This window comes from Achromobacter sp. HNDS-1 (assembly GCF_040084795.1).
In the GTDB taxonomy this organism is placed as follows: Bacteria; Pseudomonadota; Gammaproteobacteria; order Burkholderiales; family Burkholderiaceae_B; genus Achromobacter; species Achromobacter ruhlandii.
The window spans coordinates 2,406,978-2,422,089 of record NZ_CP157584.1; the positions used below are offsets into that span (position 1 = coordinate 2,406,978).

Sequence of the window (15,112 nt, forward strand, 5' to 3'; positions counted from 1 at the left end):
GCATGTGGCACCAATTTGCGGCAATTTTTGCGCATTGCAACATTTCGCTGCCCCACCTTGTGGCGTGCCCGCGGTTCAGACCCAGTACGCCGTGGTCGTCATGACCTTGGACATGGCGCGCATGGCGGCCTTGACAGGCGCGGGCAGCGGCACGCCGCCCGCCGCCTCGGCGCTGGCGCGGTGCTGCGCCTCGTCGTCCTTCATTTTCTGCACGATCTGGCGCGAACGCGCGTCCTGCTCGGGCAGCGTGCGCAGATGCCCTTCCAGGTGCGCCTCGACCTGTTTCTCGGTCTCGGCCATGAAACCCAGGTTGCGCGGCGCGCCCGCGTAGCCGGCCAGCAGGCCGAGCGCGAAGGAACCGGCGTACCAGACCGGATTCAGCAGGCTGGGCCGGCTGCCCAGTTCCGACAGGCGCTGGTTGCACCACACCAGGTGGTCGACCTCTTCGCCGGCGGCCTCCAGCAACAGGGCGCGCGGGCCCGGCTCGCGACACACGGCCGCCTGGCCGCGGTACAGCGCCTGGGCGCAGACCTCGCCCACGTGGTTGACCCGCATCAGCCCGGCGGCGTGGCGCTTTTCCTGGGCCGACAGGGTGTCGGGCGCCTCCTCGGCGGTGGCCGGATTGGGCCGGCCGGCGCTGGCGCTGCCGGACAGCACGCGCAGGGCGCGGTCGGCCTCGGCCAGCAGCGCGTCCAGGGGATTCGAACGGCGCAGGAAAGCGGTGGGCGCGGAGGGGGACAGGGTGGGGGACATGGACAACTCCTGGATTGGGGCGCACACCCCTGACGCGGGGCGGGGCTCTCATGCCTGGAATTGTACGCAACGGGTATCATCAGCCATTGACTGCGCTCAAGCACAAAGGACCTGACAAATGGAATGCACGATCGACTGGGGCGGCCCCAATGGCATGCTGTTCACCGCCAGCACCGGCAGCGGCCACGTGGCCGTGATGGACGGCGCGGTGGACGGCGGCGGCCACAACCTGGCGCCCCGCCCCATGGAAATGCTGCTGGCCGGCACAGGCGGCTGCACCGCTTATGACGTCGTGCTGATCCTCAAGCGCGGCCGCCACGCCGTGACCGGCTGCAGCGTCAAGCTGCAGGCAGACCGCGCCGATGTCGACCCCAAGGTGTTCACGCGCATCCACTTCGCCTTCACCGTCACCGGCCGCAACCTGCCGCGCGCGGCGGTCGAGCGCGCCGTGCAGCTGTCGCACGAGAAATACTGCTCGGCTTCCGCCATGCTCGAAAAGACCGCCGAACTGACCTTCTCGGTGGACATCGTCGATACCCAGGAAGCCCCCGCGGCCGCCTGACACGAGCCCGTTGCCGGCGCCACTTCAGCCTTTTCTGATTCTGTACCCATGAAACAATACCTGGACCTCGTTCAATCCATCCTGGACACCGGCGCGTGGCAGGAAAACCGGACGGGCATACGCACGCTGAGCATGCCGGGCGCCTCGCTGCGCTTCGACCTGCAGCAGGGCTTTCCGGCCGTGACCACCAAGAAGCTGGCCTTCAAGTCCGCCATCGGCGAAATGGTCGGCTTCCTGCGCGGCGTGCGCAGCGCCGCCGAGTTCCGGGAGCTGGGTTGCAAGGTCTGGGACCAGAACGCCAACGAAAACGCCCAGTGGCTCGCCAACCCGTACCGCGAAGGGCCGGACGACCTCGGCCCGGTCTATGGCGTGCAATGGCGCCAGTGGCCGGCCTACAAGCTGCTGGACGCCGGCCGCGACGGCCAGATCGCCGACGCCCTGGCGCGCGGCTACGCCAAGGTGGCCGATGTGCAGGAAGGCGGCGCGCCCAAGGTGCTGCTGTACAAGGCGGTCGACCAGCTGCGCCAGTGCCTGGACACCATCCACGAGCGTCCGGGCGACCGCCGCATCCTGTTCCATGGCTGGAACTGGGCGCAGATCGAGGAAATGGCGCTGCCGCCCTGCCACCTGCTGTACCAGTTCCTGCCGAACGCGACGACGCGCGAGATTTCGCTGTGCCTGTACATCCGCTCGAACGATGTCGGCCTGGGCACGCCGTTCAACCTGACCGAAGGGGCGGCGCTGCTGCACCTGGTCGGCCGGCTGACCGGCTACACGCCGCGCTGGTTCACGTACTTCATCGGCGATGCCCACATCTATGAGAACCACCTGCCGATGCTGCGTGAGCAACTGACCCGCACGCCGCACGAGGCGCCCCGGCTGGTGCTGTCCGACCGCATCCCCGATTTCGCCCAGACCGGCCGCTACGAGCCCGAATGGCTGGAAAAGGTGGAACCCGGCGATTTCTCGCTGGCCGGCTACACCCATCACGCCCCCCTCACCGCCCCCATGGCCGTCTAGGGCCACTTCCGATACGCCCGGCGCCCGCCGGGCAACGGGCGCGCCTCCGCCTGGCGCTGGTGAAGATTGGTGAGCATCTGGAAGCGCGTTTTCGGTATAACCCATCCCTTAGCCTCGGACGCGCGTCCTGCAAGCCCTGCGCGCCGTCGCTGCTGAACGGCCCTTGCCGCGCCGTGCCTGCCACTCGCCGCGCGACCGGACAATCCCGCCGGTCCCGCCGACCGCCTGCAGGGCGGCGTCGCCTCCCCCATCCAGACAAGAGAGTATGTGAATCGCCAGCGTCGACAGCAGGATTCCCTTGCGGCCTAGTTGCAACCGTTGACTACTAATTGATTTGAATTGAGGCCGGCGCGGCGGCTGTATGCGCTCAGGACAGGACCCCAAAAATGCTCGTTGGAACATATAACCCTTCGCTCGTCCTCGTATCCCTAGGGGTGGCCATCCTGGCGTCGTACACGGCGCTGGGCATGGCCAACCGCGTGCGGGCGGCGAGCGGACTGCCGGCGGCGCGTTATTGGCTGGGCGGCGGCGCGCTGGCGATGGGCATCGGCATCTGGTCCATGCATTTCGTCGGCATGCTGGCGTTCAACCTGCCGATCCCGATGGGCTACGACCTGCCGCTGACGGTGCTGTCGCTGGCCATCGCCATCGGCTGCTCGGCGTTTGCGCTGTGGATCGTCTGCAAGGACGATCTGCCCTGGCCCCGGCTGCTCAGCGGCGCCCTGCTGATGGGCGCCGGCATCGCCGCCATGCACTATATCGGCATGGCCGCCATGCGCATGATGCCGGGCATCGTCTACGACCCGGCCTGGTTCGCCCTGTCCATCGCGATCGCGGTGGCGGCCTCGGGCGCGGCGCTGTGGATCACCTACCGCCTGCGCCACGACGGACCGCGGGTGGCGCTGTCGCGGCCGCTGGCGGCCGTGGTCATGGGGCTGGCGATCGTCGGCATGCACTACACCGGCATGGAAGCCGCCGGCTTCCCCGCCGGCAGCATCTGCATGGCGGCCGACGCCGGCATCTCGGCCGGCTGGCTCGCCATCGCCGTGACGGCCGTCACGCTCAGCGTGCTCGCCATCGCCCTGGTGGTGGCCGTGCTGGACAACCGCCTCGAAGCCCGCACCTCGGCGCTGGCGTCATCGCTGGCCGAGGCCAACGAAGAACTGGTGCAACTGGCCCTGCACGATACGCTGACCAAGCTGCCCAACCGCATCCTGCTGGAAGACCGGCTGGAGCAGGCCATCGAAAGCGCCAGCCGCCGCAAGGGCTATTTCGCGGTGCTGTTCTTCGACCTGGACGGTTTCAAGGCGGTCAACGACGCCTATGGCCACCACACCGGCGACGCCCTGCTGATCGACCTGGCCCAGCGCATCCGCCAGACCCTGCGCACCCAGGACACCGTGGCGCGCCTGGGCGGCGATGAATTCATCGTGCTCAGCGAGGTGGTGGAACCGACCGACGCCGCCAATGTGGCGGACCGGCTGATCGAGGCGATCGCCCGCCCCGTCATGGTGTATGGCCACGAAGTGCTGGTGACCTCCAGCGTCGGCATCGCGATCTACCCCAACGACGGCGAGGACACCCACGCCCTGCTGACCAACGCCGACGCCGCGATGTACCACGCCAAACGCCTGGGCGGCACCGGCTACAGCTTCTTCGAGCCGTCGATGAATGCCGACGCGCACGAACAGATCGAGTTGCTGCACGACCTGCGCCTGGCGCAGGAGCGCAACCAGTTCGTGCTGCATTACCAGCCCAAGTACGAGGCGCCCGCCGGTCCCATCATCGGCGCGGAGGCGCTGCTGCGCTGGAACCACCCGACCCGCGGCCTGGTGGGGCCGGACCAGTTCATCCCCACGGCGGAAAAGACCGGCCTGATCCTGTCGATCGGCGAATGGGTCATCAACGAGGCCTGCCGCCAGATGCGCGAATGGATCAACGCCGGACAGGGCCACTGGACCATCGCCGTCAACATCTCGGCGCTGCAGTTCGCCCATTCCGGCCTGGTCGAGACCGTGCGCGGCGCGCTGGCGCGCCACGACGTGCCGCCGACATGCCTGACGCTGGAAGTGACGGAATCGACCGCGATGCGTGACGCCGAGGCCAGCCTGACCGTGCTCAAGCGCCTGTCCGGCCTGGGCGTGACCATCTCGATCGACGATTTCGGCACCGGCTACTCCAGCCTGCTGTACCTGAAGCGCCTGCCCGCCACCGAACTGAAGATCGACCGCGGCTTCGTCAACCAGCTGGACAACGACAACGAGGACGCCGCCATCGTCTCGGCCATCGTCGCGCTGGCGCAGCAGCTGAATCTGCGCATCGTGGCCGAGGGCGTGGAGACCACGGCGCAGCAGAAATTCCTGACGGGACTGGGGTGCGATTCGCTGCAGGGCTTCCTGTTGGGCAAGCCCATGCCGGCCGACGAATTCCTGGAGCACGCCGCCGGTTGATCCCGCGCGCGGCGCATCCGCGCCTGCCGCCTGTCCGCGCCGCTCGACGGCGGCGCCGTCGCGATCCGCCGGCCCGCCAAATTTGATACGCTTGCCAGACTGTGCCGGCGCCGTCGGCCTCCTTTGCCGACCAAACCGCCCGCATGTCCGCCCGCCTGACCCTGATCGTCGCCTATTCCACCAACCGCGCCATCGGCCGTGACAACGCCCTGCCCTGGAAGCTGCCGGGCGACCTGGCGCACTTCAAGCGCAGCACGCTGGGCCATCCCATCATCATGGGCCGCAAGACCTGGGATTCGCTCGGTCGTCCCCTGCCCGGCCGCGCCAACATCGTCATCAGCCGCAACCCCGCCCTGGAGGCTGCCGGCGCCACCGTGGTGCCGACGCTGGAAGCCGCCGTCGCCGCCTGCGGCGACAGCCCCGAAGCCTTCGTCATCGGCGGCGCGCAGATCTACACGCAGGCCCTGGCGCTGGCCAGCCGCGTCCTGGCCACCGAAGTCCATGCCGAGGTCGAAGGCGACGCCTTCTTCCCGCTGCTGCCCGGCTTCCAATGGCGCGAAACGGCGCGCGAGGCGCAGCCGGAGGAAAACGGCTACCGCTACGACTTCGTGACGTACGAACGCGCCTGAACCCACTCGCGCATGCGGCGCCGCGCCCCTTGCCAGGATGCCGCGGGCGCCGCGCCCGGCCGCGGCGACAGGCCCTAGGCCGCGCCCTCGTTGCGCATGAAGCGCCACAGCGCCGGCGCTTCCGAATACGCCACGTTGAAGCGCACCCACGGCGTATCGGCCTCGTCGGCCTCGAAATACGACCCCGGCGCCAGCCAGATGCCGTCCTTCAGCGCCAGCCCCGCCAGGCCGTTGGCGCCGCGCTCACGCCATTGCCCGGCCACCTTGGCCCACAGAAACAGGCCCGCCTGGGGCCGCGCGTAGATCTCGAAACCATGCTGCGCCATCAACCCGGCCACGGTTGCATGCGCCTGGGCCAACCGTTCGCGGGTGCGCTCGATGTGCGCCCGGTAGCGGCCCTCGCGGATGACCTGGTGCACGATGCGCTCCATGATCTCCGGCGAGGTCAGCCCCACCGCCATCTTGGTGCGCGCGATGTCGCGCGCCAGGTCGCGGTGCGCCACCACGTAACCGACGCGCACCGACGGGCTGATGACCTTGGAATAGCCGCCCAGGTAGACCACCCGGCGGCCGCCATCGAGCGCCGCCAGCATGGGCGTGACGCCGGGCGCCAGTTCGCGGGAAATGTCGTCCTCGACCACCCACAGCCCGTGGCGCTCGGCCAGTTGCAGGATGCGAAAGGCGTTGGCCATGCTGATGCTGGCGCCGGACGGGTTCTGCAGGGCGGTGTTGACGAACAGCGCGCGCGGCCGGTGCTGCGACGCGGCCTGCTCCAGCGCCTCGCAATCCAGGCCATCCAGCGTGCGCGCCACCGGCACCACCCGCAGCCCGGCCAACCGCAGCATCTGCAACAGGTTGGCGTAGGCCGGCTGCTCGACCAGCACGGTGTCGCCCGGACGCAGCAGCGTGCGGATCACCATGTCCAACCCGTGCGTCACGCCCTGGGTCAGCAGCACCTGCGACACTTCCACTTCCATGCCCTGTGCGCTGAGCGTGGCGGCGATGGTCTCGCGCAGCGGCGCGTAGCCATAGGGATGGCCGTAGTTGGCGATGCGCATGGCCGGCACCCGGCCCATGTGGCGCAGCGCCATGTGCAGCCCCTCTTCATTGAGCCACTCGCCCGGCAGCCAGCCGCAGCCCGACTTGATGGGAATGGAGTGGTCCGCGAAGATGTCCGACAGCAGCCAGGCCGCGTTCAGCCGCGGCGGCTCCCAGGACTGCGGCTCGCCCCGGCGCGGCGGCGCGTCGGGCGAGGCCACGCGATAGCCGGCGCCGGGGCGCGCCGCCAGCCAGCCCAGTGATACCAGGCGGTTATAGGCGCTGGCCACGGTGAAGGTGCTGACCTGGTACTGGCGCGCGAAGTCGCGCACCGAGGGTAGGGACATACCCGGACGCAGCTCCTGCGCCTCGATGGCGCGCAGCACGGCCGCCACCAGCTGGTCCACCAGGGTTGGCGCCTGCCCCCGGGCACGCACGGGCTGGAAGTCGATCACGGCGCTACGCTATCTGTACAGTTGTCATGCTTGCAACTATACAGTTAGCCCGGTTTGCGCGGATTGTATATTTTCATTCCTCGCCGGACGTACCAGAATCAATCGCATCCCGCCGGCCGCCCGCCCGACACGCGCGCAGGCTCCGGCGCTTGTCCTTCCCCTGGAGCCGCCATGAACGCCCCCGCCGAGTTGCCCGACCTGTCCCATCTGTGGATGCCCTTCACCGCCAACAAGCAGTTCAAGGCGCATCCGCGCATGCTGGCGGCGGCCAAGGGCATGTACTACACCTCGGCCGATGGCCGCCAGGTGCTGGATGGCACCGCCGGCCTGTGGTGCGTGAACGCCGGCCACGGCCGCCAGGAGATCGTCGAGGCGATCTCGCGCCAGGCCGGCATCATGGACTACGCCCCGGGCTTCCAGCTCGGCCACCCGCTGGCCTTCGAGGCCGCCACGGCCGTCGCCAGCTTCATGCCGCAGGGCCTGGACCGCGTGTTCTTCACCAACTCCGGTTCCGAATCGGTCGACACAGCCCTGAAGATCGCCCTGGCCTACCACCGCGCCCGCGGCGAAGGCCAGCGCACCCGCCTGATCGGCCGCGAGCGCGGCTACCACGGCGTGGGCTTCGGCGGCATTTCGGTCGGCGGCATTTCACCCAACCGCAAGACCTTCTCCGGCGCGCTGCTGCCCGCCGTGGACCACCTGCCCCACACCCACAACCTGGAGCAGAACGCCTATTCCAAGGGCCAGCCGGCCTGGGGCGCGCACCTGGCCGAGGACCTGGAGCGCATCATCGCGCTGCACGACGCCTCGACCATTGCCGCGGTCATCGTCGAACCCATGGCCGGCTCCACCGGCGTGCTGATCCCGCCCAAGGGCTACCTGGAAAAGCTGCGCGAGATCACGTCCAAGCACGGCATCCTGCTGATCTTCGACGAAGTCATCACCGCCTACGGCCGCCTCGGCGCGGCCACCGCGTCGGAATTCTTCGGCGTGACGCCGGACCTGATCGCGATGGCCAAGGGCGTCAGCAACGCCGCCGTGCCGGCAGGCGCGGTCGCGGTGCGCCGCGAGGTGCATGACGCCATCGTCAACGGCCCGGCCGGCGGCATCGAGTTCTTCCACGGCTACACCTATTCGGCCCACCCGCTGGCGGCCGCCGCCATCCTGGCGACGCTGGACATCTACCGCCGCGAGGACCTGTTCGCCCGCGCCCGCAAGCTGTCCGGCGCCTTCGAGCAGGCCGCCCACAGCCTGAAGGGCGCGCCGCACGTCATCGACGTGCGCAACCTGGGCCTGGTGGCCGGCGTCGAGCTGGCGCCGCGCGCCGGCGCGCCGGGCGCGCGCGCCGCCGAGGTGTTCCAGAAGTGCTTCGACAGCGGGCTGATGGTGCGTTACACCGGCGACATCATCGCCGTTTCGCCCCCGCTGATCATCGACGAGGCCCAGATCGGCCAGATCTTCGAGCAGATCGGCAAGGTGCTCAAGGAAGTCGCGTAGTCCCCGGCGCGGCGCAGGCGCCGCGCATCGCACACAATGGCGGGCGGCCCCGGGCCGCCCTCCGGCGTTTTCAAAGAACCCCGCTCCGAGCTTTCCCATGAAGAAGAACCTCTCCCACTACATCAACGGCCAGCCCTACGATGGCCGCAGCAACCGCTACGCCGACGGTTTCAACCCGGCCACGGGCGAGATCATCACGTCCGTGCCGCTGGCCTCCACCGACGAAGTGGCGCTGGCCGTGGCCGCCGCCAAGGCCGCCTTTCCGGCCTGGTCGGAAACCCCCGCGCTCAAGCGCGCCCGGGTGCTGTTCAACTTCAAGGCGCTGCTGGACAAGCACCAGGACGAACTGGCCGAACTGATCACGCGCGAGCACGGCAAGGTGTTCTCGGACGCCAAGGGCGAAGTGATGCGCGGCATCGAAGTGGTCGAATTCGCCTGCGGCATTCCGCAGTTGTTCAAGGGCCAGTATTCCGACCAGATCGGCGGCGGCATCGACAACTGGAGCATGCGCCAGGCGCTGGGCGTGGTGGCCGGCATCACGCCGTTCAACTTCCCGATGATGGTGCCGTGCTGGATGTTCCCGGTGGCCATCGCCTGCGGCAACACCTTCGTGCTCAAGCCGTCCGAACGCGATCCCTCGGCCTCGCTGCGCCTGGCCGAGCTGCTGACCGAAGCCGGCCTGCCGCCCGGCGTGTTCAACGTGGTGCACGGCGACAAGCAGGCCGTGGACGCGCTGATCGCGCACCCCGACGTCGAGGCCCTGTCCTTCGTCGGCTCGACCCCCATCGCCGAATACATCTACGCCGAAGGCACGCGCCGCGGCAAGCGCGTGCAGGCCCTGGGCGGCGCCAAGAACCACCTGGTGGTGATGCCGGACGCCGATCTCGATCAGGTCACGGATGCGCTGATGGGCGCGGCCTACGGCTCGGCCGGCGAGCGCTGCATGGCGATCTCGGTGGCCGTGGCGGTGGGCGACGTGGCCGACAAAGTCATCGAACGCCTGATCCCGCGCGTCAAGGCGCTGGTGGTCAAGGATGGCATGCAGGGCGACGCCGAAATGGGCCCGCTGGTCACGGCGCAGCACCGTAACAAGGTCATCGGCTACATCGAGGACGGCGTCGCCGCCGGCGCCGAGCTGGTGGTCGACGGCCGCGGCCTGAAGGTGCCGGGCGCCGAAAAGGGCTTCTTCCTGGGCGGCACGCTGTTCGACAAGGTCAAGCCCGCGATGAACATCTACCGCGAAGAGATCTTCGGGCCGGTGCTGTGCGTGGTGCGCGTGCCCGACTTCGCCGCCGCGGTCGAGCTGATCAACGCCCATGAATTCGGCAACGGCGTGGCCTGCTTCACGTCCGACGGCGGCGTGGCGCGCGCCTTCGCCCGCCAGATCAAGGTGGGCATGGTCGGCATCAACGTGCCGATCCCGGTGCCGATGGCCTGGCACTCGTTCGGCGGCTGGAAGCGCTCGCTGTTCGGCGACCACCACGCCTACGGCGAGGAAGGCATCCGCTTCTACTCGCGCTACAAGAGCGTGATGCAGCGCTGGCCGGACAGCATCGCCAAGGGCGCGGAATTCACCATGCCCGTGGCCAAGTAATCCTGCCCACACCGCCCCGGCCCGCCAAGAGGCCGGGGTTTTGCCGAAAGACACACAACAAGGGGAATCCTGATGCGCATCGGGATAGGCGGCTTTCAGCATGAAACCAATACGTTCGCGCCCTCGCGCGCGGCGTGGGAAGACTTTGCCGACAAGGGCGGCGGCTGGCCGAAGCTGGTCAGCGGTCCGGCGATGTTCCAGGCCGTGGCCGGCGCCAACATTCCCGTGGCCGGCTTCATCGAGGCCATGCAACAGCACACGCTGCTGCCGGCCACGTGGGCCGCGGCCAGCCCGTCCGGCCCGGTCACCGAGGATGCCTTCGAACGCATCAGCGCCCTGATCCTGCAGGGCCTGCAAGCGGCCATGCCGCTGGATGGCGTGTACCTGGACCTGCACGGCGCGATGGTCACCGAGCACCTGGACGACGGCGAGGGCGAACTGCTCAAGCGCGTGCGCGCGCTGGTTGGCCCTGACGTGCCGGTGGTCGCCAGCCTCGATCTGCACGCCAACATGACAGCGGCAATGGTGCGTTACGCCGACGCGCTGGTCTGCTACCGCACCTATCCGCACATCGACATGGCCGAGACCGGCCAGCGCGCCGCCGCGCTGCTGGCGCGGCGCCTGGCCGGCGCGCCCCGTCCCTGCGTGGCGCTGCGACAGTTGCCCTACCTGATTCCGCTGTGCTGGCAATCGACCGACATCGAGCCGGCGCGCAGCCTGTACCAGATGGTGGGCGACATCGAGGCGCGCGGCGCCCAGAGCGCGTCGCTGGCCACCGGCTTTCCCGCCGCGGACTTTCCCGACTGCCTGCCGGCGGCATGGGCCTACGGCGCCACCCAGGCCGAGGCCGACGCGGCCGCCGACACGCTGGCGCGCGCGGTGCTCGATGCCGAACGGGATTTTGGCGGCACCCTGTATTCACCCGATGACGCCGTCACGACCGCCCTGCGCCTGGCGCGCGAGGCCAACGCGCCGGTGGTGATCGCCGACGCGCAGGACAACCCCGGCGCCGGCGGCAGTTCCGACACCACCGGCCTGCTGCGCGCGCTGATCCGCCACCAGGCGCGCGATGCCGCCATCGGACTGATCGTCGATCCGGAAGCGGCGCTGGCCGCGCACCGCGCTGGCGTGGGTAAATCGGTCCGCATTGCATTGGGTGGACACTCGGGTATTCCCGACGACGAACCGCTGGACGCGGAGTTCATCGTGGAGAAAACTTCGGATGGGCGCTTCGATACGCATGGCGCGTTCTACCGCGGCTTCCACATGGACCTGGGCCCCAGCGCCTGTCTGCGCATCGGCGGCGTGCGCATCGTGGTGGCCTCCAACAAGGTGCAGATGGCCGACCAGGAGATGTTCCGCTTCGCCGGCATCGAGCCGCGCCGCGCGGCCATCCTCGCGGTGAAAAGCTCGGCGCATTTCCGCGCCGACTTCACCCCGATCGCCCACACGATCCTGGTTTGCGCCGCGCCGGGTTCCATGCTGATGGATGCGGCAAAACAACCATGGACACGGTTGCGTCCCGGTATCAGAATGGCGCCTTGCGGCCCGGTCTTTGCCGGCGCCGCAACCGACTGACCCTCGCACGCCGCGCCCGGGGCGCGGCGCGTCAACGACGTAGCGGCAATCCGCGCCGCTCACTACGCATAAAAGGGGAATTTCATGCTCAAGTTCGTCCGCGCGGCCGCGTTCGCCGGCGCAACCCTGCTGATGGCCCACGGCGCCTACGCCGACACCGTCATCAAGGCGGTGATGCACTCGCCGCTGCGCCTGACCGATCCGCACGCCACCACCGCGTACATCACGACGTGGCACGGCTACATGATCTACGACACCCTGCTGGCCACCGACGCCGACAACAAGATCCAGCCGCAGATGCTGGAAAAGTGGGATGTCTCGGCCGACGGCAAGACCTACACCATGACGCTGCGCCCGGGCCAGAAATGGCATGACGGCAAGCCCGTCACGGCCGAGGACTGCGTCGCGTCGATCAAGCGCTGGGCCGCGGGCGACGGCATGGGCCGCACGCTGCTGAAATTCACCGACAAGATCGAAGTCATCGACGACAACAGTTTCCGCATCGTCATGAAGGAACCCACGGACCTGGCGCTGCGCGCCCTGTCCAAGCCGACCGGCACCGCGCCGTTCATGATGCCCAAGCGCATCGCCGAACAGGCCATTGGCCAGCCGATCACCGACATGACCGGCTCGGGCCCCTTCAAGGTGGCCGAATTCAAGCCGGGCGTGAAGACCGTCTACGTCAAGAACACCGACTACGTGCCGCGCAAGGAGCCCGCCAGCGGCCTGGCCGGCGGCAAGGTGGTGAACGTGGACAAGGTCGAGTGGGACGTGATGCCCGACGCCCTGACCACCGCCAACGCGCTGCTGGGCGGCGAAATCGACTTCGTCGAGCAGTTCCCGTACGACCTGCTGCCGATGGTCGAGGGCAACAAGGACCTGAAGGAAGAGTCGCTCAGCCCGGTCGGCTACTTCACGATGTACCGTTTCAACTTCAAGTACCCGCCCTTCAACAACAAGAAGATCCGCCAGGCCGCGATGTACGCCATCGGCCAGGAAGACGTGATGAAGGCGCTGGTCGGCAATCCCAAGTACTGGAAGACCTGCGCCTCGTTGTGGGGCTGCGGCACGCCGCTGGAATCGGACATCGGCAAGGACGTGGTGGTGCCCTCGAACATCGAGAAGGCCAAGGCCCTGCTGAAGGAAGCCGGCTATGACAACACCCCGATCCTGGTGATGCACGCCACCGACGTCGGCACGCTGTCGGCGCAGCCGGTGGTGATGGCCCAGGCGCTGCGCAAGGCCGGCTTCAACGTCAACCTGGCGGCGATGGACTGGCAGAGCGTGGCCACCCGCCGCGCCTCGAAGGCGGCGCCGGCCGAAGGCGGCTGGAACATCCACAACACCAACTGGTACGCCACCGACGTGATGGACCCGGTGCGCTCGGCCCCGGCCGCGGCCAACGGCGACAACGCCTGGTTCGGCTGGCCCGACTTCCCCCAGGTCGAGGAACTGCGCACCAAGTTCGCGCTGACCTCCGATCCGGCCGAGCAGAAGAAGATCGCCGATGAATTGCAGCGCATCGGCATCGACGAAGGCCTGTACGTGCCGCTGGGCCAGATGTCCGTGCCCACCGTGTACACCACCAAGCTCTCGGGCCTGGTGCATGCGCCGGTGTTCGCGTTCTGGAATGTGAAAAAAGCCCCTTGACGGGCAAGTAGTTCAGGGGGAAATACATGCTGGCATTCGTCTCACGCCGGCTCCTCGCGACCATCCCCGTTCTGGTGATGGTCGCGGTGGTGGTCTTTGCGATATTGCGTCTGAGCCCGGGCGATCCGGCCATCATCATGGCGGGCGACGGCGCCACGCCCGAACGGATCGAGCAGATCCGCCAGACGATGGGCCTGGACCAGCCGGTCGCCAAGCAGTTCTTCATCTGGGGCGGCAAGTTGCTGCAGGGAGACCTCGGCACCTCGCTGATGTCCGGCGTGCCGGTCACCCAGCTCATCGGCCAGCGCCTCGAACCATCGTTGAGCCTGGCGTTGCTGACGCTGGTCTTCACGCTGGTCGTGGCGATTCCGCTGGGCGTGCTGGCGGCCTGGCGCCAGGGCCGGCTGCTGGACCGGGCGGTGATGGGCTTTTCGGTGCTGGGCTTTTCGGTGCCGGTGTTCGTCACCGGCTACCTGCTGATCTGGGCCTTCGCCATCAAGCTGGGCTGGTTCAACGTGCAAGGCTACACGCCGCTGGCCAATGGCTTCTGGCTGTTCCTGCACCGGCTGATCCTGCCGTCGCTGGCCTTGTCCACGGTGTATATCGCCCTGATCGCGCGCATCACGCGCACCAGCGTCATCGAGGTGATGGGCGAGGACTTCATCCGCACCGCGCGCTCCAAGGGCCTGACCGAGACCGGCGTGCTGCTGGGCCACGCGCTGCGCAATGCCGCCGTGCCCATCGCCACGGTGGTGGGCCTGGGCATCGCGCTGCTGATCAGCGGCGTGGTGGTGACCGAATCGGTGTTCAACATCCCCGGCCTGGGCCGGCTGGTGGTCGAAGCCGTGCTGGCGCGCGATTACCCCGTGATCCAGGGCCTGACGCTGTTCTTCGCCTTCGTCTACGTGTTCATCAATCTGGTTGTCGATTGCGCCTACACGGTGTTCGACCCCCGTATCCGATACTGAGGCCACGCCATGCAAACGCCAACCGACGCCGCCGCGCAAGCGGCCGCCGATCTTCCCGGCGGCGGCACGCCCCACGTCACCGCCTGGCGCCAGATCCGCCAGGGCCTCAAGAGCTGGCCGGTGATGCTGGCCCTGGTGGTGCTGCTCATCATTGTCGCCATCGCCCTGTTCGCCCCGCTGCTGGGCACGGTCGACCCGACATTCATCAATCCCGGGGCACGCCTGAAGCAGCCGTTCACCGACTACCTGTTCGGCACCGACGCCTTCGGCCGCGACGTCTGGTCGCGCGTGGCCTACGGCGCGCGCGTCTCGCTGATCGCGGGCCTGGGCGCCGCGGTCGTCAGCGTCGCCATCGGGCTGGTGGTCGGCGTCATCGCCGGCTGGTTCCGCTCGCTCGATGGCATCATCATGCGCACCATGGACGCCATCATGGCGATCCCCGGCATCCTGCTGGCGATCGCGCTGGTGTCGGTCACCGGCGCCAGCCTGACCACGGTGCTGGTGGCCATCACCATTCCCGAGATCCCGCGGGTGGTGCGGCTGGTGCGCGGCCAGATCCTGACCGTGCGCGGCGAGCCCTACGTCGAGGCCGCGCTGGCGCTGGGCACGCCGCTGCCGCTGCTGCTGTGGCGCCACATGGTGCCCAGCACCATCGCGCCGCTGACCGTGCAGGGCACCTATGTGTTCGCTTCGGCCATGCTGACCGAGGCCATCCTCAGCTTCCTGGGCGCGGGCATCCCGCCCGAGATCGCCTCCTGGGGCAACATCATGTCCGAGGGCCGCATGTACTTCCGCATGCTGCCCGGCCTGATCCTGTTCCCGGGGCTGTTCCTGTCGCTGACCGTGCTCAGCGTGAACATCCTGGGCGACGCGCTGCGCGACGCCCTCGATCCGAAAATGGTGCGCAGGATCTGATGC

Annotated in this window: 12 protein-coding genes; 10 read left to right on the forward strand and 2 right to left on the reverse strand. The window is 68.4% G+C overall.

Annotated elements, in window-relative coordinates:
* Positions 1–75 precede the first annotated feature (75 nt).
* Positions 76–753, reverse strand: coding sequence for a 2-polyprenyl-3-methyl-6-methoxy-1,4-benzoquinone monooxygenase (gene coq7 / locus ABFG95_RS11125; protein ID WP_049076209.1), 678 nt, complete (start codon positions 751–753; stop codon positions 76–78).
* Positions 754–871: 118 nt separating this feature from the next.
* Between coq7 and ABFG95_RS11130 the strand changes: the two genes are divergently transcribed.
* The 4 genes from ABFG95_RS11130 to ABFG95_RS11145 all read left to right on the forward strand — a co-directional run bounded on the left by ABFG95_RS11130 (position 872) and on the right by ABFG95_RS11145 (position 5,414).
* Positions 872–1,315: an OsmC family protein gene (locus ABFG95_RS11130; protein WP_006391405.1), complete on the forward strand. Its 444-nt coding sequence runs from the start codon at positions 872–874 to the stop codon at positions 1,313–1,315.
* Positions 1,316–1,363: 48 nt separating this feature from the next.
* Positions 1,364–2,335, forward strand: a complete 972-nt coding sequence (locus ABFG95_RS11135) for a thymidylate synthase (protein ID WP_054414990.1) — start codon at positions 1,364–1,366, stop codon at positions 2,333–2,335.
* A gap of 386 nt (positions 2,336–2,721) precedes the next feature.
* Positions 2,722–4,785 carry a bifunctional diguanylate cyclase/phosphodiesterase gene (locus ABFG95_RS11140; protein ID WP_049076216.1) on the forward strand — a complete coding sequence of 688 codons (2,064 nt, stop codon included), beginning with the start codon at positions 2,722–2,724 and terminating at the stop codon, positions 4,783–4,785.
* Positions 4,786–4,928: 143 nt separating this feature from the next.
* Complete coding sequence (locus ABFG95_RS11145; protein ID WP_054415457.1) at positions 4,929–5,414, forward strand: dihydrofolate reductase; 486 nt, start codon at positions 4,929–4,931, stop codon at positions 5,412–5,414.
* A 74-nt stretch (positions 5,415–5,488) separates the two neighbouring features.
* On the opposite strand, the gene ABFG95_RS11150 is transcribed toward ABFG95_RS11145, so the two are convergent.
* Positions 5,489–6,907, reverse strand: coding sequence for a PLP-dependent aminotransferase family protein (locus ABFG95_RS11150; protein WP_049076217.1), 1,419 nt, complete (start codon positions 6,905–6,907; stop codon positions 5,489–5,491).
* A gap of 171 nt (positions 6,908–7,078) precedes the next feature.
* Between ABFG95_RS11150 and ABFG95_RS11155 the strand changes: the two genes are divergently transcribed.
* The 6 genes from ABFG95_RS11155 (at position 7,079) to ABFG95_RS11180 (ending at position 15,109) form a co-directional block, all read left to right on the forward strand.
* Positions 7,079–8,404, forward strand: a complete 1,326-nt coding sequence (locus ABFG95_RS11155; RefSeq protein ID WP_049076219.1) for an aspartate aminotransferase family protein — start codon at positions 7,079–7,081, stop codon at positions 8,402–8,404.
* A 97-nt stretch (positions 8,405–8,501) separates the two neighbouring features.
* On the forward strand, positions 8,502–9,998 hold the full coding sequence (locus ABFG95_RS11160; protein WP_049076221.1) for a CoA-acylating methylmalonate-semialdehyde dehydrogenase: 1,497 nt from the start codon (positions 8,502–8,504) through the stop codon (positions 9,996–9,998).
* Positions 9,999–10,070: 72 nt separating this feature from the next.
* Entirely contained in the window at positions 10,071–11,576 is a 1,506-nt protein-coding gene (locus ABFG95_RS11165) for a M81 family metallopeptidase (protein ID WP_348995856.1), read from the forward strand.
* A gap of 84 nt (positions 11,577–11,660) precedes the next feature.
* Positions 11,661–13,226 (forward strand): ABC transporter substrate-binding protein, encoded by a 1,566-nt coding sequence (locus tag ABFG95_RS11170; protein WP_049076225.1) that lies wholly within the window; start codon positions 11,661–11,663, stop codon positions 13,224–13,226.
* 26 nt (positions 13,227–13,252) lie between these two features.
* Positions 13,253–14,194, forward strand: coding sequence for an ABC transporter permease (locus ABFG95_RS11175; protein WP_049076226.1), 942 nt, complete (start codon positions 13,253–13,255; stop codon positions 14,192–14,194).
* Positions 14,195–14,203: 9 nt separating this feature from the next.
* Positions 14,204–15,109, forward strand: coding sequence for an ABC transporter permease (locus tag ABFG95_RS11180; protein WP_049076228.1), 906 nt, complete (start codon positions 14,204–14,206; stop codon positions 15,107–15,109).
* The last annotated feature ends 3 nt before the right edge of the window (positions 15,110–15,112 follow it).